The sequence below is a fragment of the Rubripirellula lacrimiformis genome, from assembly GCF_007741535.1.
Taxonomy (GTDB): domain Bacteria; phylum Planctomycetota; class Planctomycetia; order Pirellulales; family Pirellulaceae; genus Rubripirellula; species Rubripirellula lacrimiformis.
Map to the genome: position 1 here is coordinate 371530 of NZ_CP036525.1, position 21382 is coordinate 392911.

Below are 21382 nucleotides of genomic sequence, written 5' to 3' on the forward strand. Positions count from 1 at the left end.
GAACGCGAGAAACATCCCTAGCGATGAAACATCGACCCGCCGACGATCGTCCGCTGGTTAGCTGAGCGGCCAGACGATTGGGATCACGGTCATCGCAACGACGAACACGATCAGGCTAAGCGGCATCCCAAATTTCAGGTAATCCGACACGCGATAGCCGCCGACGCCGTAAACCATCATGTTGGTTTGGTACCCAAACGGGGTCAGAAAGCTTGCGGACGCGGCGATCATCACCGCCATGATCATCGGGGCGGGATCGCAACCCAGTCCGGCAGCTGCGCTATTGGCGATATGGAACATCAGCATCGCCGCCGCGTTGTTGGTGATCAGTTCGGTGCAGAACATGGTCGCCAGGTAAAGCGCCGCCAATGTTAGCAGTGGGTTGCCGCCCGCCAGATTCAACAGCCCGCTCGCGATGCCGGCCGCTGCCCCGCTTTGGTGCATCGCTGAACCGATGCCGATCGCCGCACCGATGACGATCAGGATTGACCAGTCGATGCTGCGGCGGGCTTCCGAGGTCGTGCAGCAACGCAGCGCGATCATCGCGATGGCGGCGACCAGCGAAGCGGTCAAAATCTGCTGCGTCATGGCGGCGACGGCGACCATCACTAGCACCACGGCGATCGCGTGCCAGGCGCGTTCCGGACGCCGGATGGCACCCTGTTGAACGGTGCTGACCAGGAAGAAATCGCGTGACTCGCCGCGTCGGTGCAAGAACGAAGGCGAGGCTTCTAGCAGCAGGACATCGCCGGTTTCCAGACGTACATCGCCTAGTTTTCCGGTCAATCGCTTATCACCCCGTGCGACCGCGACGACGGCAGCGTTGTAGTGCGAGCGAAACTTTCCTTCGCGGATCGTTTTGCCCAGCAGACCGCAGCGAGGGCTGACGACGGCTTCGACCAGCGTCCGCTGCCAGGCGGGAATCTGTAATTTGCGGGCCTGGTCGTCGGATGTCGTCAGGCCGCGGATCTTCCGCAGGTCGACCACGCTATCCAAAGCACCCACCAAGATCAGCACGTCGTTGCCACGCAGCGTTTCGGTGGGTTTGGCCGCCGCGATCGTGCCGTCTTCGCGTTGGATTTCGGCGATGTAAAGTCCAGGCAGGTGACGCAGCCCGGCGTCTTCGATCGTTCGTCCGGCCAACGGGCCGCCGGCTTCGACCTGAACCTCGACGGTGTACTGCCTTGGGTCATCCGACACACTGATGGCCCCGCGCCGATCGGGCAACAACCAACGCGACGCCACGATCATGTAGATCAGTCCAATGACCGTTGCCGGGATACCGATCGCGGCTGGCGCAAAGAAGCTTAGCGGTGTGATGTCGGCGCCAGCGGCAATCTCCTTGGCATTCAAGTCGGCGATCAACAGGTTGGTGCTGGTGCCCATCAACGTGCACATACCACCCAGGATCGCGGCGTAACTAAGCGGCAGCAGCAACCGGCTGCTGCTGGTACCGATTCGTTTGGCCAGGTCGCTGACCACGGGCATCAGCGCCACGACCACCGGGGTGTTGTTCAGGAACCCGCTCATCAAAGCGACCGGAATCAACAATCGGCTTTGGGCACCCGTCAGGGTTTTGGCACGGTTCAGAAACCAGCCGGTGGCTAGTTCGGTGCCTCCGGTGAATTCCAGCCCCGTCACGACCGCAAACAGAAACGCGATCGTGATCAGACCTTGATTGCCAAAGCCGGCCACCGCTGCTTCCGGTGACGGAAGCAACGGGGTGCCGGTGATGCTTTGGGCAACGACAAGGATGGCAAGGCAGCCCACGGCTAACAAGTCGGTCGCGGCGACGCGCATTGCCAACGTGATCAGCAGCGTCAACGCGACCGCAATTGCAAGCCAAGGTTCCCAAGTTCCCATCAGTGTCTATTTGGCCTCGGGAAAGAACTTGGCCAAGGTTGCCTGACTCGGTTTGGGCGTCATCAACGATACAACCACGGTTGCTGCAAACGATGCAAAGAACATCGTTGCAACTGGCATCGTATGAATCTCCCGTCCACCCAGTGTGAAGTCGACTGACCAGTTGTCGATCGCTCCGAACTCGGACGCGCGGAACAATGCGAACCAAACCACCGCAGCGGTGATCACACCGGCATAGGCTCCCCATTTGGAAAGGCCTCGCCAATAGACCGCCAACAGCACCAACGGGAACAGACTGCTAAATCCGCTGAAGCACCAAATGCCCAGTTGGAACACGCGTGTCTGTGCGATGTCCGTCAGGCTAAGTGCGTAGGTCACTGCGACGACGGCGATGATAAACAATCGCGAAATCGTAATGATCTGCTTGTCGCTGAACTTATCTTTGCCCGAGTAATGGACCACGATATCGGTCGTGAACATCGTTCCGATGCAAAGAAACTGGCTGTCCAAACTGGACATGATTGCGGCCAGGATGCCTGCCAACAGGAATCCGCCTAGGACGTCACCGGACAGCGACTTGACCATGAACCCGAGCACTTTGTTGGGGTCGTTGGCGATCGGCGGCGGGATGTTGATCAAACCGCTGGTTGCCCAAACACCAATCAGCACACAGGGGACCCACACGATCAGAATGAAAATCGGGTGGGCGACCACCGGCAATTTAAACGCCGATCCACTTTTTGCGGTCAACCAGTGCTGGAACAGGTGCGGGAACATGCCGACCGAAAACGGAATCAACATGTAGGTAAAGAACATCCACGGATCCAGACCCTCGCGGGTGCGGAACTGGGCGGGTGCTTCGACCGATTCGATCTGGTCTTCCGCAGTGACTTCGGCGCGGACGCGGCGGGCTTTGGGGATTTCTTGGGACACAATGTTGAAAGAGTCCCAAAGACCGGTGGGAGGTTCGGTGCGAACGACCCGTTTTCCATCGACCATCATGTGGGCCCGACCGTCTTCGACGGCGCGCTCGGCCAATCCGGTTGCGATCAGATAGAACGCGACCACACCCAAGACCATGAATACGATCGTTTGGAATGTGTTGGCCCAAGCGGTCCCACGCATGCCGCCAAAGAAGACATAGACCAGCACGACGACACAGATCACCAGCTCGGTCAACCAAGGTGGGATCGCCCCGTTTTCGGTCAACGCCGGAAAATCGCCTCGCGTGGCGCCTTCGATCGCTTTGCCAGCCGAGATCACACCGACCAACAGGTACGGCACTACCAATCCGACCAGGATCGGGAACAGCACCAAGCCGATCTTGTCGCTGTCCAGACGGTCGCGGAAGAATCCGGCCTGTGTGGTGTAGCCGTACTTTTTACCCCAGGACCACAGTTTGACGCCCAGCACAAAGAAGCACAGCGAGTGGATGATGCCTGACGATGACGCCAACATCCCATACACGCCGACACCTTCGGCAAAGGCTTCGCCGGTCGATCCGACCAACGCAAATCCTGTCATCGTGGTGCCGAACAGCGACATCAGCAGCAGGAAGGGCCCGATCGAATGACTCGCTAGCAGATAGTCTTTCGAAGTGCCTCGGAACAGTCGCGACGAGAATACGCCCAGGCAAAGCAACAGCCCAAGGTACACGCCGATAATGGTGACTTTGATCATTCCCGGAGTCATTGGCCTGCCTCCGTAGCATCTGCGTCGTCTTCCAAATTGGTCGGCCACGCCGTCGTTGCCGCCAACAGCCAAACGGCCGATGCCGCAATCGAAATGCTGGCGTGGTAGGCCAGCGTTAGCGGAATGAACCCGAGGACCAGTCGATCATTGTCCCAATTCCAAACGTCTTGGTGCAGGACAACGAGCAACAGCACGAGTCCCCAAACAACCTTCTTCATGAAACACACTTTCGGTGGGATATTGCCGGAACTTGATTATGCCGCAAATGAGATCTTACCAGCACGGTAAGCCATCCCAGGTCGGTCATGCGATCTGTTCCAGGGGGGGATGGATGACGGCAGCGAACCGGTGAACGCGCGACAGTGTAATCCGATAACGGTTCTATGTTTAGCACATCCCCTGCGTCCACCTGGGCGGACCAATCACAGCGAACCGGTCGTCAGCCCGATTTTGGCGTCGGTCCAGGCATAAAAAAACGAGTGGCTGGGTGGATCCAGTCACTCGTTGGGGAATTTGTGGTCGCGTTTTCAGGACGACTTGGGGGGCAGGCGGATGGAAATCTGCCTAGCTGCCGAATGGATCGTCGCCAAACGGGTCTGCGCCGGCACCGCCGCCACCGAACGGGTCGCTGTCCATTGCACCACCGCCACCGAATGGGTCGGCGCCGCTGTCGCCACCGGTCGAGAAGGGGTCTGAAGCAGGTGCGCCAGCTGGTGAATCACCGGCGGCAGGTGCACCGCTGTCGATCATCGGATCGTTCATCGCGTCGGCCAATGCGTCTTCGTTTTCGACTTTGGGCGTGCCCAGGTCATCGGCAAAGGGGTCTGAATCAGCGATCGGGGGCGCCGGAGGTGGTGTGACACCGGCACGTGGTTGAGTCGCCGCAGGTGCTGGTGAAGTGACGCCTGGGGCGGCACCGATTTCGCCGTATCGTTGGCGCGATCGGGCTGCGGATTCAGCCAGATACTGCAACTTCGATTTCTGACGAATTTCTTCTAGCTTCAGTCGCCCGGCGCCCTGATAACGCGAAAGGGATCGGCCGATGTAACGGCTGCCCTTTCCGCTCGCTTCCAGATCCGCACCCAATTGCCAGTCCGATTCGGCCTCGTAAGGGCGACCGGAATTGTGGGCGACGATACCGCGAAAGTAATACGCCCGTGGATCATCGATCCCGTTATTGATCGCCAACGACAGCAGGTCGTAGGCCTCGGTCGTGCGACCGGCATAGTAGGCGTGAACGCCCTGTCCGTAGAATTCTGACAGAACGGCACTTTGTCCCTGAGCCGATGAGCCACCGATCATGCTGGTGACGAAGGCACATGCGACCAGGCTTGATAGTAAGGTTTTCATATTTATCCGCGATCCTCCCCCAAGCCTTTCGGCCTAGATGGTGCTGGTGGGCGATTACCTGAGATGCCAATACCTGAGATCTTCGGCCCGAGACGTTTGGACTGGTTCGTTTTTTAGCGAGACTTCGTCGACGGGAAGACCTTCCCGCAAACGGATCGACGTAGTCAGTCCTCCCAAACTGTAGTCGTGGGTTCGACGACCAGCAAACTTTTTTCCTTGCCAACGTCGATCCTTCTGGTCGATCGCCGGCAGTTGGGCCGATCGGAACAGCCCTGCCAAGAGGATCATTTTGGCTCAAGTCCAGTCGGGCTGGCACAGCCCCCCCCGCTGCGGCAAGGGATCCGACGAATCAGGTGATCCAGCCGCCACCTAGGACTCGGGTTTCGTCATACACCACTGCGGCTTGACCGGGGGCGACCGCCAATTCGGGTTCGTCAAAGTGGACTTCGAACCGATTGGGATCGCGGGGGACGACCGTCAGGGTGCCCGGTTTGGGCGACCCGTTGTACCGGATCTGGACGGATACCCGCTGGGGCAGTTGGTCGATGGGCACCAGCCAATTGGCTTCGTCGGCGACCAATCCCGGCTTGGAAAGGTGTTCTTTCTTGCCGATCACGACCTGTCGGGTTTTCGGTTCGATGCGAACCACAAAATACGGTTCCCCCATCGCGACCCCCAACTTCTTTCGCTGGCCGACCGTGAATGCTTCGTACCCTTGATGGGTGCCGACCACTTTTCCATCGACCGTCACGATTTCGCCACCGGTATCGGCCGATCGCTGGGGAGCACGGGCACGGACAAAATCGCTGTGGTGCCCCTGGGTGACAAAGCAGATCTCTTGGCTGTCTTTTTTTCCGGCCACGCCCATCTTCAACCCTTCGGCGATCTCGCGGATGCGAGTTTTCTCGAATCCGCCCACCGGCAACATCATGCGATCGAGCCGATCCGGGCGAATTCCGAACAGGGCGTACGATTGGTCTTTGCTGGAATCCAGGCCGCGGTGCAGCTGGTTCACGCCGTCGACGTTCTGCATCTGCGCGTAATGACCGGTGGCCACAAATTCGGCATCCACGTCGTCGGCATAGTCGAACAGGCGGCCGAATTTGATCCATTGATTGCACCGTACACAGGGATTGGGCGTCCGCCCATCCAAGTAGTCGTCGACAAAGTAGTCCACGATTCGGCGGAAATCGTCGGTCAAATCCAGTGCGTAGAATGGGATTCCCATCTTGGCCGCGACTCGGCGAGCGTCGGCGGCGTCCGAAGCGGTGCAGCAGCCCTGTTTGTGGTCCGCCCGCAGTCCGTCGCCGGCGGAGGTCGCGGCGCCGGCCAACACAGGCAGGCTGGTCGATTTTCCGGTGTCATCGACCCGACACACAGCCGCCGATTCTTCGCCATGACGCATGAAAACGCCGATGACCTCGTGGCCGGCGTCCATAAGCAGGTGCGCAGCGACGCTGGAATCAACGCCTCCACTCATCGCGAGAACGATCCGAGCCATGTATATTTCCTGTGCTTAGTCTTTGACGTGATATGTCCCTCCATCATACGTAATGAGTCCAAAACGAGAATGGATGCTGAACTGGTTCAACGCAGCAAAGAGATTCGCCAGCGTCTAAAACAGCTCGGAGACTCTCTTTGACTACTCTGCCAAAGTAGAACAAGGCAAAGCGATCGAGCTGAAAATGGGTCAGCCCGGATTCTGGGACGATAACGAATCGGCCCAGAAAACGGTCTCGCAGCTGAAGGCGTTGAAAGTCATCGTCGGACCGATGAACGAACTGACCCAGTCGGCCGAGGACCTGGCCGCGCTTTTCGAAATGGCTCAAGAAGACGATTCGATCGTCGGCGAAGTGGCCTCCGAAATCGCTCGCTTGGAACAGATTCTGGACGACCTGGAATTGAAGGCCCTGTTGAACGGTGCCAACGATTCGGCGGGGGCCATTCTGTCGATCAACGCCCGCGATGGCGGTACCGATGCGAACGATTGGGCTGATATGCTGTTGCGGATGTATTCGGCTTGGGCGGTCGGGAACGAGTTCAAGATCGAACTTTTGGATCGTCAGGACAACGACGAGGCTGGCATCAAGAACGCCACGATCGCCGTCCGCGGGCCGATGGCCTACGGCTACCTGAAAGGCGAAGAGGGCGATCATCGGTTGGTCCGAATCAGCCCCTTCAACAGCGAAGGTAAGCGGCAAACCAGTTTCGCTGCGGTCAGCGTGTCGCCCGAAATCGATGATTCGTTCGAAGTCGAAATCGACGAAAAGGACGTGCGCATCGATACCTATCGTGCGGGTGGCGCCGGTGGGCAACACGTGAACAAGACCGACAGTGCGATCCGGTTAACCCACGTGCCAACCAATACCGTCGTCCAGTGCCAGAACGAACGTAGCCAGCACCAGAATAAAGCCACAGCATGGAAAATGTTGCGGGCCAAGTTGGCGCGTATCGAAGAGGAACGTCGCGAAGCCGAGGATGCTCGGAAATACGAAACCCAGGCTAGGACGGGGTTCGGAAGCCAAATCCGAAACTACTTCTTGCACCCCGACCAACGGGTCAAGGATGCGCGAACCGGCCACTACGTCGGCAACTTCAATAGCGTCATGGACGGCAGCGAGTTGCAGGGGTTCCTGGATTCGTTCTTGCGATTGAAAGCTGGCAAGATCGACGCGGCCGATTGATCCAGCGTGCGATGAACCTGCCTGCATCGGTGGCCACTGACCCGGAATCGGGATGGCCCCCTGCAGGTGACCGTTGCATGTGGATGGCTGGCCAAACCCGCGGCCAAGACCGCCACTCGCATTCCCTGCGGCGGTTAGGCCGCGCGGCGGATTTGCGGGCCTTCGTTGGACTGATCCAGTCCGGCGATCGAACCACGCTCGCGGCGTAGGTCGCGGATCTTGGACGCATGATCGTGCAGGTCGTTTTCCAGATCTCGGATTCGGCCCAGTGCTTTTGCGTTGGCCTCCAACGAATCTTCGTGTTCGGCGCTGACACGTTTCAGGTGATCCATCAGATCGTCGATGCGTTCTTGCATCGCTTGGTTCTGTGGACGCAGCTGCTGGGCCGCTTTGACCTGAGACGCCAGTTTCGTGATGTTGGATCGTTGGGCGTCCAACGTTTGGTTCAGTTTGGCCAAGTCGGCAACGGCGGCTTCGTGCTGTTGGGTCTTGGTTTGCAATTGTTTGCGAACGTCTTCGACCGTTTCCGATTGGGACTGCATCTGCTGTTTCAGCTGAGTGAACGATAGCGTGTGCTGGGCCTTTTGGGCTGCGATCGCGGCATCGGCCTTCTGCAGTTGTTCGGCCTGCGACATCATCGTGGCATCGGCCTTTTGCAATTGCTGGTCTTGCGAAGACATCAGTTCGTCGGCCCGCTTCAACTGTTCTGCTTGGGCAGCCATCTGCGCGTCAGCTTTCTTCAGCTGATCGGCATAGGACGTCATCGTCGCCTCGGCTTTTTTCAGCTGGTCGGCGTGGGCGGTAAGTTGGGCACGCAGATCGGTGACCAAGGTTTCCAGTTCGTCCCGCGATTGAGCCAAGCTGTCGCGTTGGCTGACAATCTGGTTGACTTGTTCGGATGTCTGGGCCAGTTTCTGCTGAGCCGCAGCAAGCTGTTGCTTGGTGTCGTCTAGCAGCTGAGTATCGGTTCGCAGTTTTTCGATCTCGGCCAATTGCTGCGTCAGTTGCTGTTCAAGCTGTGCCGCTCGTTCGGATTCGGCGGAATGCTGCTGGGACATCTTGTCCAGTTCTGCACGCAGCGGACGATGCTGGTCCAGTTCCTGTTGCAGTTCGGCCATCGATTCCAGTTGGCTTCGCAGGGTTTCAAGTTCACCCCGTTGGCGATCGATTTCGTTCTTCTGGTCACCAATTTGTTCGACGCGTTGTTGGTTGACCGTTTTTTGTTCGCCCAACACGATCGCGATTTGCGAAAGTTCATCTCGCAGCGGTGACAGTTCGTCGACCTGAGCTTTCAGTTTGCCGATGAAGTCGTCTCGTTCGGCAATCGCCTTGGTCAGCGTTTCGCGTTCGCTGGAAATGTGAGACGCCTGGTCGGTAACCAAACTGTGCTGGTCTTGCAGTTCGTTGAACTGATCTTCCAGTGTGTTGAACTGAGTCTTCAGTTTGCCGATGAAATCGTCTCGTTCGGCAATCGCCTTGGTCAACGTTTCACGTTCGCTGGAAATGTGAGTCGCCTGATCGGTGATCATGCTGTGCTGATCCTGCAGTTCGTTGAACTGCGACTTCAGCCTTTCGATTTCCGCTTCACGGCTGGACAGCAGTTCTCGCTGCTGTGCCAACGTGCTGGCGGCGGCTTCCAGGTCGGTGGCCAGTTCGTCACGCTCGGCTTGGGCCGATGCGGCGATCTGCAATTGTTCGTCTAGTTCTTCGATCCGCTGGTCTCGCTCGGTCGTCTTGCGGGCGAATTCGTCTCGTTCGATACGCAGGGTGTCCAAGTCTTCGCATCGCGCGACCAGGTCGGACTGTGTTTCCTTCAGCGATTGTTCGGCGGCTTCGCTGGCCAAACGCAATGTTTCGGTCTCTTGTCGCAGTTCCGCGATCAGCTTGGCGTTTTGGCTTGCGGACTGGTCCGTCGCGGATGCTTGGGCATCCAGCGTTTCGGTCAGTTGTTCGATTTCGGCTTCGTGCGCGATCTGTGCTTGTTCGAATCGCTTGATCACGTCTTCGCGATCCAACGACTGCTGTTGCAGATCGGCAATCTGATGGTTCAGCTGTTCGATCTGTTCGTTCAAACTGGCGATCGCTTGCTGACCCGAATCGGCTTGGTCGGTGCGGGAATCCAGCAGCGATTGCAGGCGTTCCACTTCGGCTGCAGATTGCGATTTGGCCTGTTCTAGCTGCACGATGGTTTGGCCGTGTTCGCCGACCTGTCGCTTCAATGCGTCGATGGTTTGCAGGTAGTTCGACGACGACTTGTCGTTGGTTTCCAAACGCGATCGCAGACTTTCGATCTCGACTTCTAGTTCACGATGGCTGGCTTGCAGTTGAGTGAACTGGGTGTTTCGTTCCAGCGATTCGTTTTCGGCGGCCGTCTTCAGTTGCAACGCTTCTTGCAACTGGCTGACGACGGTTTCGCTGCGTTTCTGTTCGCTTTCGTACTTTTGATCCGACTGATCACGCTCGCTGCGTAGACGTGACAGTTCGTCGCCTGCTTGCAACGCCGCGCTGCGATGGTCTTCGTTCTGCTTTTGCAGTTTTTCGTACTGTTCGCGCAGAGTTTCCAATTCGGTCGATGCCGATTGGTTGTCCTTTTGTAGCTTCGTGAGCTCGCGTTTTCGTTGCCGTACCGATCCACGCGCCTTGAAATAGCGGTTTTCCAGGCCATTGATCTTCTCGTGATCCCCGGTGCGGTCGTGGAACCAAAGCAAATGGCCGATCAGGATGCCCGCAAGGACGAAGAAAATGGCGGAAACAAAAGGCAAATCAAACAGGGCAGTCATCGGTGGATCCCAGCAATAGTCTTTCCGGACCGATGCGCCTTCCATGACGCACGGGTATCGAAGCCCGGGCTATAGCACGTCCGGGGACCACGCGTCCACCTTGTTTTTTGTCGCCAACAGACGGTCCATCCGATTTTGCGATCAAACACACGGTGCAAACAGATAGGCCGCTAGCCGGTATGCGGATCCAACGCCGTGAAACACGTCTGTTTCACAAGTGAACGGGTGAATCAGAGCGAACGGCCGATCAGGGTGAACTGGCCGATCAGAGTGAACTGGCCAAATTGGCCGGCCGCCGGTCACTGGTTTCATCGATGTCGCTGGGGGGGGCAACGTTGTCGTCGCCGTGAATCCGTTGCGGGATATCGATTATTCGTCGCCCAGTGCAGCGAACACGGACCGGGCGGCTTCGGAATCGCGAGCGGCACGGATTTTCGGATCGTCCATCCAGTCGGCGATCGGCGACTGGCCGGTGGAAAGTGGGATCAGTTCGATCGGTTGGAAGTTTTCGAAGGCCTCGTTTCGTTCGAAGCCGCGAGCGATGCGAACGGCGCCATCTTGCCCTGTCCACTGGATTCGGTCAGGAGCCGTTTCCCAGTTGGAACCCTCGCCGTCGGCATAGATGTTGGCCACGTCATTGCCGCCCGCGGTAGCGTGACCGACGGTGGACTCGAATCCGCTGGCGCTGACGTGGTATCCGGGACCGGTGATGATCGATCGTCCGCTCGAAACGCTCATCGTGTCGTCGCCGAGCGAGTCGTACATTTCGGCGCTGTCGTTTCCGCCCGATGTGGCGTAGGCATAGACGCGTTCAAAGCCGTAAGCCAATTGAAACGAATCGTCGCTTCGCAAACTGGTGAACTGGGGCCGGACCGACAACGAATCATCGCCGGCACTGTCGTGCAAAAACGCAGTGTCGTTGCCGCCTGCGGTTGCATGCACGAACACGCTGGGCACGCCGATCACGTTGAACTGAAATCCGATGCCTTCCAGCGTTGCCTCGCCGGGGTGGGATTGAAGCGTGTCAGAACCGGCCGAATCGAACAGAGACGCGCGGTCCGGGCCACCGCCACCGTTGAATGTGACGTCTTCGAATCCACGTAGTTGAATCGTGAAATCGTTCGTCGATAAAGTGCTGGTGCCCATCGCCCCAGGGTGCATGATCAGCCGCTCGGCCGCACTGCTGCCCAAGATCGAAAGAGAATCGTTTCCGCCGCCGACGTCGATCACGATGTCGGATGTGGCATTGGTGGGATCGATGCGATAGGTCGCACCGCCGACTCGCAGGGTAATGCCGTCACGCAGGTCTAGCTCGATTTCTTCGTGTTCGTTGGAACCGTCGAATCGATCAATCGTCAGCGGGGTGGTGGACTCTGGGGTCTGCGATTCTCCCTCGCCGTCGGTCCCGCCGCCGGGATCCACATCCGTGATATTCACGTTGCCGACCGCCGCGGCTAGGTTCAGCGTTCGGTAAGTTTGGCCGGTAACCGCATCGGTATGTTCCACCGACGCGTTTTGCATCCGCGTCAGCACATCATTGGCCGTCGGCGTCAGCCCTTCGGCAATCATCGCTTCACGGACCAACATCGATGCACCCGCCGCTTGGGGCGATGCCATGCTGGTTCCATCCAGGCTTGCGAAGTCGTCGACTTTGCCATCCCAGCCGAACACATGATCGGGCACAGAGCTTAGAACGGATCGTCCCTGAGCCGCAAAGATGCCGGACTCTCGTTGTGCAAAATCGCTGAGGTCGCCATCCGAATCGACGGATGAAACCGGGATGACGGATGGGCTAGACGCAGGGTACAGAACGCCCTCGGATCCTTCGCCGCCGTCAAAGAAGTTTCCCGAGGCGGCAAAGACCAGGATGCCGTCCTGACGCAACAACGCAAACTCGTCTTCCAACATCCCCATCGCGATGCTTCGGTTGGCATCGGACAACGCCGCACCGACCGATAGATTGATCGTTGTGATGGGAGATTCGAACGTGTCTTGGTTTTCGTGGACCCACTGCAACGCGGATTCGATCCATTCCAGTTCGCTGGATCCGGTGTCATCAAAAACGCGAAGCGCAACGATGTCGGCGCCAGGTGCGACTCCGGTGAATCCATCTGTGCTGCCTGCCAACAAACCGGAAACATGGGTGCCGTGAAATCCAGCGGGACCGTCGTCATAGGGGTTTGAATCGTTTTCGGCAAAGTCCCATCCGCCCACCACGCGATACCCGGGGCCGTATCCGCCACCCAATGCGACGTGATCCCAGGCCACACCGCTGTCGATCACGGCAACGGTTTGGCCGGCTCCTGAAAGTCCGCGGCTGGCTTGTAAATCGGCCGCCTGGTCCAGCAATGACGATGCGGGGTCGGTTGCGGGACTGGCCCCCAATGCAATCGAGTCAGCGGACGCAACAGAGGATTGCGACTGAGTCGAAAATGCGATGCTGTTGTCACCTGCCGAAGCCGGAATCGATGCCGGGACGCAGGTCGCCATGTCGTCCGCAGCAGACGGCTGATTATCCATGTCGACGTTGCCGCCAAGAGCTTCTAGCAACAGTTCCCCAGCCAGCGAAGCAGAGAGTGCTAGGCGAGCTTCGCACGGTTCGATCTTTCCGGGAATCGCTTCCAGATCGTCGTTGATTCTTAGCTTCGTGCGTACGGGGCGTTTCATCGGGAACCGAAATTCAGGGGAACCGAGCGACAGTGGGATGCAGGCAATCTGCGTGAATCAAATCAGCCATGGACGGGGGACGCCTTGTCAGTGCGGCGGTTGGGATCCTTCGGCAGCGGGCGTTGTCCGCCACCCGGCGGCGACGCAGATCCAGAGGATCCCCTGTTGGAAGCCTAGGACGCATAGTCGCCCACGGACTGCCTAATCGGACCTATCCGAAAACCAGTCGATTTTGGTGCATGGTGAAGCCGAAAAAATAGACAAGTCGTTACATTCGCGCCTGCTCTACTGGTTTTCGAGGCCTCGTCTGATGCCGTTACTGAAACTTTGGAACACAATTCGGGGTCGATCCACACCTGATGTGGTGGCTGACGCGCAGCCACCTAGCAGCGTGGATACGGTGCCTAGCCAAGCCACATCGCCCTCAGCCTCGGTGGGGTCAGCTCCGGCGGTGCAAAATTTGGGCATTCCCGACTCGGGCGGCACTGGCAATCAGACCCCCAGTGTCGGAACGTCTGAATCTGGCAACTCGCAAACGGGAACCCGGGAAACGGGCAATCGGGCGGCTGTCGCCAAAGCGGGTCGCAAGACAAAAGCCAAGTCGGCACCGGTCGCTGTCACCCCGCAATCGCCTGTGGCAACCCAGGTTCCCGAGGCGGTCAAACCGGCCAAGCCCGCTCGGCGACCCGCGTTCGGGATCTTCGGTTCCTCGGGACCTCACGCCGCCCTGTGCAAACAGATCAAGTCGCTGCCCGCACGCACGATCCTAGAAATCAATGTCGAGGACGGGACTCGCGCAATCGCTGTGCTGGAAACCCTAGCCGCCAACCTGCCCGCACCCGCACCTGTGGCGGATTCCGAATCGGAAGCGGCGACCACTGCACCGGCAATCCGATACTTGGTCATCGACCAGTTCGAAATGGCAGGTGGCCAGACAACACTGAAACAGTTCCATCAAACGCTTCGTGAAGCCGCCATCCGGCCTCAAGTGATCCCCGAACCAATCGACCGTGGACTCGTCCGCGTGGCGCACACCTACGGGGCAGTGGACCTGATTCTGATCGCAACGCCAGTCGACCAATGGCAGAATGAAACGATAATGAAGCTGATCGACCGCGTCTCGCATTCCGGAACAACGTTGATGTTCCGAGACGGTGATGCATGGAAGTCGTATCAGCAGAACACGGCTCCTCTGCGCCGCGCCGCCTAAGCAATCTCGCAAGCGGCAAACCGACAAACGAATACGACGCGCCCGCGAGTGGATCTCACCAATCCAGTTGCGGACGCGTTTTTTCGTTTCCCACGGGAACCTGTCAAAGGAATGGAAACCGCGCTCGAGGATAAGCGGAGAAGAAGTTCAAGTACGAGTACGAGTACGAGTACGAGTACGAGTTCGAGTTCGAGTTCGAGTTCGAGTTCGAGTTCAAGTTCAAGTACAAGTACAAGTACAAGTACAAGTACAAGTACAAGTCGCGTACACCAGCACCGTTCAAAACTTAAACTCGAACTTAAACTCGAACTCGAACTGCTTTTTTCTTCTCCTCCTCTTCCTCCCAACGCATCGAAATCGTGCGTCCGATCCCCGTTTCCAGCACCGGCAACTGACTCGGGTTATATTGTGGGCCCTCCCACAACTTCCCGCCTCATCAGGTCCGAGCCCCCCCATGCTTCGAATCTCTTTCTTCCCGCGTGTCTGGATCGCGCTGGGCTTCTTGTTCGCCATTGGCTTGAATGCTCTGCCAACCGGGCTTTCCGACGACACCGAACAGTCGGCTGCTGCTGACGCCCAAGTCCAAAGCCAACTGGTGCCGCAGGATCCCGAATCATTTCACCTGTTCATTTTGGCCGGCCAGTCGAACATGGCCGGGCGAGGCAAGGTGTCCGACGCCGATCGAAAACCGAACGACCGTGTGCTTTCACTGGGCCAGGACAAACAATGGACCCCGGCCGTTGACCCTTTGCATTTCGATAAGCCCAAGATGGTTGGTGTCGGAATCGGTCGGTCGTTCGCGGCCGAATATGCCAAGCGTCACCCGGGAATCACCGTGGGGTTGATCCCTTGTGCCGTCGGCGGGTCCGCCATCGATACATGGCAACCGGGCGGATATCACGATCAGACCAAGTCGCACCCTTGGGACGACATGCAATCCCGCGTGCAGCAGGTTGCCGCACAGGGTGTGCTCAAAGGCGTGCTGTGGCATCAGGGCGAATCGGATTCAAGCCCCGAGGCATCGGCGGCGTATGAGTCCAATTTGACCGAACTGATTCAACGGTTTCGGCAAACCTTTGACGCACCGCAGTTGCCTTTCCTGATCGGGCAGCTGGGCCAATTCGCGCAGCGTCCTTGGACAGACGGTCGACGCCAGGTCGATGCGGCTCAACAACGCATCGTCCAACACGTCGCCCGCACAGCATTCGTACCCTCGGACGGTTTGAACGACAAAGGCGACTTGACGCATTTCGATTCGCCATCGCTGCGTGAATTCGGATTCCGTTACGCCGCGGCGATGCAATGGATCGAATCACTGGTTCCGGTGCAGGTCTTTGCGCCCGGTGAAGGGAACCCGCGGAACAGCGAAGGAGATTTCGTTCGACTGGCGGACGGGCAGATTCTGTTCGTCTATTCGCGATTCGAATCCGGAGTCGGCGATCACAGTTCGGCGACGTTGGTAAGTCGGGTCAGCGATGATGGCGGCGCGACCTGGACCGACGATGACGTTACCGTCGTCGAGAACGAAGGCGGTATGAACGTCATGTCGGTATCGCTATTGCGTTTGGCTGATAACCGAATTGCCCTGTTCTACCTTCGCAAAAACTCGCTGACCGATTGCCGCCCCGTTGTCCGGTTTTCGTCGGACGAGGCCAAGACTTGGAGCGAGCCAACCGAAATGATCCCAGAGGAACAGATGGGGTATTACGTGTTGAACAATGACCGCGTGATCCAGTTGACCAGCGGTCGATTGGTCGCTCCCGTTTCGCTGCACCGAACGCCCGGTCAAGAAAATACCGACTGGCTGGGGCAAGTGGGATGTTATTTCTCGGACGATGCCGGCAGCAGTTGGCAGCGATCGACGTCTCTGTTGTCCGGGACGAATGCGGACGGCGTTCGCGTTGCCGCGCAAGAACCCGGTGTCGTGGAACGACGTGATGGAAGTTTGCTGATGTGGATTCGATCCGATCAGGGCACCCAGTATCAGAGTCACTCGTTCGACCAGGGTTTGACGTGGTCCGCCATGGAACCGTTTGCGTTGGCGTCGCCCCTGTCGCCTGCATCGATCGAGCGGGTTCCGGCGACCGGCGACCTGATGGCGGTTTGGAATGACCATGAATTCCTAAGTACCGCGTCGCGAGCTCGCACGCCGCTGTCTTTGGCTGTCTCCAGCGATGATGGTGCGACATGGTCGCCTTCGATTCCCATCGCCGCGGATCCCCATGGATGGTACTGCTACACGGCGATGGATTGGGTGGACGATACGCTGTTGCTCGGGCACGTTGATGGTCGCCAAGAAAAGAACCAGGAACTGGCCACTTCGGTGATCCGAAAGTTGCCGCTTTCACAGATCTATACCCAACTGCATCAATCCAAAATCGAAAGTTTGCAGCGGATTGGCGATGCGTCCCAGCACAATGCGTTCACCGACTTGTTGCGTTTTCAAGATCGCTGGTACTGCGTCTACCGCGTCGGGTCCACTCACGTATCGGCTGACGGTGCGTTGCAGATTTTGGTTTCCGATGATGGTACCGATTGGTCATCCGCAGCCGTGATCACTCACCCCGAAGCCGATCTTCGGGACGCAAAGTTGACCGTCACGCCGGGCGGCGAATTGATGTTGTCGGGTGCCGGTGCCTTCGAACCAGGGTCAGACGTTCGGCATCAATCGATGGCTTGGTTTTCCAAAGACGGCCAACAGTGGTCGGACGTCGTCAACATTGGGCCGCCGAACTATTGGCTGTGGCGAACCACCTGGAACGGCAGCAACGCATATTCGATCGGGTATCACACCGGCAAACCAGTCGATCAACATGTCAGTTTGTTTCGCAGCCAAGACGAAGGTCGAACCTTTCTGCCATTCGTGGAACGGACGTTTGACGAGGGGTATCCCAACGAATCGTCCATTTTGTTTGGCGACGATGGGCACGCGATTTGTCTGTTGCGTCGTGACGGTGGCATCAAGACGGCACTGCTTGGCAAGTCGATGCCTCCCTATGATCAATGGACCTGGACGGATACCGGAACGCGTGCTGGTGGTCCCCACATCATCCGGTTGCCCGACGGGCGGATCGTGGCTGCGGTACGTCTGTACGATACGCGTGTTCGGACTTCGTTGTGTTGGTTGAATCCCGAAACCGGCGAACTGACCGAGTTCCAGACGCTGCCGTCCGGTGGCGATTGCAGTTACCCGGGGCTCGCCTGGCACGATGATCAGTTGTGGGTCAGCTATTACTCGGCGCACGAAGTCGGCAAGCCCGAATTCACCACGGCCGTCTACTTGGCTCGCGTGCGGATTCCCTCAGCGAACTAGCGATCCAGAGGCCGGCAACGGGCAAACGCCCCAGTGAAACGTCACGCCGGGAGATTCGCCAGAATTCGCCCCCCGCTCCTCACCCAACCCTCTTCCCCAATCCCATCCAAGTTGAACTTGGATCGAGCCGGGGGATGAGGGAGCTAAAGCGGCAGCACGCGTAGTGGGATTCACCAGAATTCCCCTTTGCCGTACGCACGCCCGTAAGGGACATCTGGCGAAGTTCGCTACACCTTTCGCCTTGCGCTGACCGTTTGACTTTTCCGCTGCGGATTTTTGCCTCTGCAGGAATCGATTCGTAACCTAGACTTTGGGAATCGTTGGTTCTCCTGATCCGTGATCGGGGGGGGAGGATCGCTTGCTAGTAGATGGCATTCGATGCCAAAATCCCGGGAAATGTCTCTCTTTTCCCTTGGCAGTGACACCCAAAGTAAATCGGAAAGACTATGTGCGGAATTGTCGGGTACGTTGGCGCAGACGAAGCTTGCCCATTTTTGATCGATGGTCTTCGCCGTCTGGAATATCGCGGATACGACAGTTCGGGCGTGGCGATTCACAGCGGTGCTTCCTTTGACATTACCCGATCAGTGGGCCGCATCGATTCGTTAGTCGGTCGCATGGGCGATTCGCCCGCCAAAGGGACGATGGGCATCGGGCATACCCGTTGGGCCACGCACGGTCCTGCAACCGAACCCAACGCACACCCGCACCAAGGCGGCGATGGCGAAGTGGTCTTGGTTCACAACGGCGTGATCGAGAATTTTCAGATTCTGAAAGACGAATTGATCGAGAAAGGGTATCAGTTCAAATCGGAGACCGACAGCGAAGTCGCCGCCCACCTGATCGCAGAAAACCTAAAGAATACACCGGAAATCGAAGGCCAGCCGAATCTTCGATTTCTAACCGCTGTACAAACCTCCGTCGCTCGGCTGCGTGGCACCTACGGGTTGGCCGTGGCGTTTCGCGATCGCCCCAATTTTATGATCGCCGCTCGATTCGGAAGCCCGTTGGTGATCGGTGTCGGCAAAGGCGAATACTTCGTCAGCAGCGATGCATCCCCGTTGGCCGGACGCACCGATCGGATCGTTTACATGGCCGACCACCAAATTGCGGTGCTGACGCCCGACGGGTTCTCGGTCCTGCATCGCGATTCGGGCAAAGTCCGTGTCGATATTCGGCCGCTGGAAGTCGACACCGGTGATGTCAGTTTGGGCGGTTACGACCACTACATGCTGAAGGAAATCTTCGAGCAGCCGGAATCGATTCGCAACGCCATGCGAGGTCGGTTGGACGATCAAGACGCGACGGCCGTGTTCGGCGGTCTGAACTTGACCCCGCAACAATTGCGCAGCGTCGAACGAATCATCCTGACCGGATGCGGCACCAGCTGGCACTCGGCCTTGGTCGGCGAATACCTGATCGAAGGGCTGGCCCGGATTCCGGTCAGTGTCGAATATGCCAGCGAACTGAGGTATCGAAATCCGCCGATCGAAAACAACACGTTGGTGTTCGGCATCACCCAAAGCGGCGAAACCGCGGATACGTTGGCGGCCCTGCGCGAAACCAAACGCAAGGGACACCGCACGCTGGCGATCTGTAATGTCGTCGCCAGCTCGATCGCACAGGCGGCCGACGGTGGTGTTTATCTGCATGCCGGACCGGAAATCGGTGTTGCCAGTACCAAGGCCTACACGTCCCAGTGCTGTGTGTTGGCGATGCTGGCCCTTTACTTTGGCCGGACCCGTCACCTCAGTTTCGAAGGCGGGCAACGCCTGATCGAAGAACTTCGCCGACTGCCGACCGCCGTTCAACAGGCCCTGACCTGTGACGAACAGGTTCGTGATGTGGCCAAAAAATATTGTGACGCCACCAACGTGCTGTACCTGGGCCGCCAATACAACTTCCCGACCGCCCTGGAAGGCGCGTTGAAGCTGAAAGAAATCAGCTACATCCATGCCGAGGGATACCCGGCAGCCGAAATGAAACACGGTCCCATCGCTCTGGTCGACGAGAAGACGCCAAGCGTGTTCATCGTCCCGCGAGGCACCACGCACGACAAAGTCATGGCCAATATGGAAGAGGTCAAAGCGCGTGGCGGGCCGATCATCGCAGTGGCCAGCCACGATGACCCCCACATCGAAGCGATCGCCGACGACGTCATCCGGGTGCCGCAAGTCCAAGAATTCCTGCAGCCGATCGTCACGGTCGTGCCCCTGCAATTGCTGTCCTATCACATCGCGCTGCTGCGTGGCTGCGATGTCGACAAGCCACGAAACTTGGCCAAAAGCGTCACGGTGGAATAGTCACGCTTGCAGTGTGGCGGATTTGAAGTAGCCTCATGTGTTCATTTGACTACCTGTTTTTTCTGTCCATTCGGACGATCCTGGACAGTCCATTGGGTTGACTCTATGCCCCCATGGCTACTCTTCTCTCGTCGCAAACTCTTCTTCTCGCGTTCAAAGTGCTCCGATGAAACAACACGGCCTAAGCTACAACTCCCGAAAAGCACTGATGGTCAATCTGGGCGATGCGGCGGGGGGCGAAGTCGCTAATTTGCTGTCTCAAATGGCCGCTGAAATCGAAGAACTACGGCGCACGAAGGTCAACGTGACCAAAATCGTCCCCGGAAACACTTTTGATTCGATGGACGACCACCTGATCGAAGAACCCGTTTGATCCACCGGGCCGCCACGATCCAACAGCCCGCCGGTTGCGCGGCCGGGCAGTTCGGCATCCCTCATTTCAGCATCCTGGAACGCAGTGGCATCGAACTGCTATAAACGGCCTTTATGAGCACCTATCTTGTTACCGGCGCGGCCGGATTCATCGGCTATCACCTCACTCGCCGTCTGCTTGATCGAGGTGTGCATGTCGTTGGATTTGACAACCTGAACGATTATTACAGCGTTTCGCTGAAGCAAGACCGGCTGGCTCAGTTGCTGTCCCATGACCACTTCACCATGGTCGAAGCCGATTTGGCGGATCAATCCGCCGTCGATGGCGTTTTTGCCAAGCATGATTTTGACCGAGTCGTGCACTTGGCCGCCCAGGCCGGCGTGCGGTACTCGTTGGAAAACCCAAGAGCCTACGCGCAGAGCAACCTGGTCGGGTTTGTCAACATTCTAGAGGCCTGTCGGCACGCCCAGACGCCTCATTTGACGTACGCCAGCAGCAGCAGCGTCTACGGCGGCGGGACTCAGATGCCCTTCGCAACCGACGCTCGCGTGGACCATCCGTACAGTCTGTACGCGGCCACCAAGAAGTCCAACGAACTGATGGCGCACTCCTACAGTCACCTGTACGGGTTGCCGACCACGGGATTGCGATTCTTTACGGTGTATGGTCCCTGGGGCCGCCCCGATATGGCTCTGTTCCTGTTCACCAAGGCGATCCTAGAAGGTCGCCCCATCGACGTTTTCAACGGCGGCAAGATGCGGCGAGATTTCACCTACATCGACGATATTGTCGAAGGTGTCGATCGAACCAGCCAACAGATTGCCAAGCCCGACCCGAATTTCGATCCGGGCAACCCCAATCCAGCCACCAGCGCCGCGCCGTACCAGTTGTACAATATCGGCAATAACGAACCGGTCGAACTGGGCCACTTTATCGAGGTGATCGAAGACGCCCTGGGGATCAAGGCCCAGAAGAACCTGCTGCCGATGCAGCCCGGCGACGTGCCGGCCACCTACGCCGATATCAATGCACTTGAATCGGCTGTCGGTTTTCGGCCAGCTACCTCGATCGAGGTAGGCGTCAAAAAGTTCGTCGATTGGTATCGCGACTACTACGCCATTTGACCTTGGGGGTGACCCGGCTGGAC

Annotated in this window: 13 protein-coding genes; 6 read left to right on the forward strand and 7 right to left on the reverse strand. The window is 58.1% G+C overall.

The window, feature by feature from the left end:
- Window positions 1-57: 57 nt before the first annotated feature.
- The 5 genes from K227x_RS01300 to mnmA form a co-directional block, all read right to left on the reverse strand.
- The gene (locus K227x_RS01300; RefSeq protein ID WP_145167719.1) at window positions 58-1863 is read right to left on the reverse strand and encodes an SLC13 family permease; all 1806 of its coding nucleotides are present in this window, start codon (window positions 1861-1863) and stop codon (window positions 58-60) included.
- Window positions 1864-1869: 6 nt separating this feature from the next.
- Window positions 1870-3555, reverse strand: a complete 1686-nt coding sequence (locus K227x_RS01305; RefSeq protein ID WP_246146428.1) for a sodium:solute symporter family protein — start codon at window positions 3553-3555, stop codon at window positions 1870-1872.
- A complete protein-coding gene (locus tag K227x_RS01310) occupies window positions 3552-3773 on the reverse strand; it encodes a DUF3311 domain-containing protein (protein WP_145167720.1) in 222 nt (73 codons plus the stop codon). Before K227x_RS01310 ends, K227x_RS01305 begins: the two co-directional genes overlap by 4 nt.
- 346 nt (window positions 3774-4119) lie before the next feature.
- Window positions 4120-4905 (reverse strand): tetratricopeptide repeat protein, encoded by a 786-nt coding sequence (locus tag K227x_RS01315; protein WP_145167721.1) that lies wholly within the window; start codon window positions 4903-4905, stop codon window positions 4120-4122.
- Window positions 4906-5254: 349 nt separating this feature from the next.
- Window positions 5255-6406 (reverse strand): tRNA 2-thiouridine(34) synthase MnmA, encoded by a 1152-nt coding sequence (gene mnmA, locus K227x_RS01320; protein WP_145167722.1) that lies wholly within the window; start codon window positions 6404-6406, stop codon window positions 5255-5257.
- Between the two features lie 69 nt (window positions 6407-6475).
- Here mnmA and prfB point away from each other — a divergent pair.
- Window positions 6476-7589, forward strand: a protein-coding gene (prfB, locus tag K227x_RS01325; protein WP_391540412.1) for a peptide chain release factor 2 whose coding sequence is annotated in 2 segments (ribosomal slippage) — window positions 6476-6544 and window positions 6546-7589 — 1113 coding nt in all. Because the reading frame shifts where the segments join, the coding sequence is not laid out codon by codon here.
- A gap of 134 nt (window positions 7590-7723) precedes the next feature.
- Here prfB and K227x_RS01330 read toward each other — a convergent pair.
- Both K227x_RS01330 and K227x_RS01335 read right to left on the reverse strand, forming a co-directional pair.
- A complete protein-coding gene (locus tag K227x_RS01330; RefSeq protein WP_145167723.1) occupies window positions 7724-10369 on the reverse strand; it encodes a coiled-coil domain-containing protein in 2646 nt (881 codons plus the stop codon).
- 369 nt (window positions 10370-10738) lie between these two features.
- A complete protein-coding gene (locus K227x_RS01335; protein WP_145167724.1) occupies window positions 10739-13036 on the reverse strand; it encodes a S8 family peptidase in 2298 nt (765 codons plus the stop codon).
- 310 nt (window positions 13037-13346) lie between these two features.
- Here K227x_RS01335 and K227x_RS01340 point away from each other — a divergent pair, with 310 nt between their 5' ends.
- The 5 genes from K227x_RS01340 (at window position 13347) to K227x_RS01375 (ending at window position 21359) form a co-directional block, all read left to right on the forward strand.
- Window positions 13347-14246: a hypothetical protein gene (locus K227x_RS01340; protein ID WP_145167725.1), complete on the forward strand. Its 900-nt coding sequence runs from the start codon at window positions 13347-13349 to the stop codon at window positions 14244-14246.
- Window positions 14247-14700: 454 nt separating this feature from the next.
- On the forward strand, window positions 14701-17559 hold the full coding sequence (locus K227x_RS30145) for a sialate O-acetylesterase (protein ID WP_218933679.1): 2859 nt from the start codon (window positions 14701-14703) through the stop codon (window positions 17557-17559).
- Between the two features lie 446 nt (window positions 17560-18005).
- Window positions 18006-19862 carry a glutamine--fructose-6-phosphate transaminase (isomerizing) gene (gene glmS, locus K227x_RS01365; protein WP_145167726.1) on the forward strand — a complete coding sequence of 619 codons (1857 nt, stop codon included), beginning with the start codon at window positions 18006-18008 and terminating at the stop codon, window positions 19860-19862.
- 166 nt (window positions 19863-20028) lie between these two features.
- Complete coding sequence (locus tag K227x_RS01370) at window positions 20029-20235, forward strand: hypothetical protein (RefSeq protein ID WP_145167727.1); 207 nt, start codon at window positions 20029-20031, stop codon at window positions 20233-20235.
- Window positions 20236-20348: 113 nt separating this feature from the next.
- A complete protein-coding gene (locus K227x_RS01375) occupies window positions 20349-21359 on the forward strand; it encodes an NAD-dependent epimerase (RefSeq protein WP_145167728.1) in 1011 nt (336 codons plus the stop codon).
- The last annotated feature ends 23 nt before the right edge of the window (window positions 21360-21382 follow it).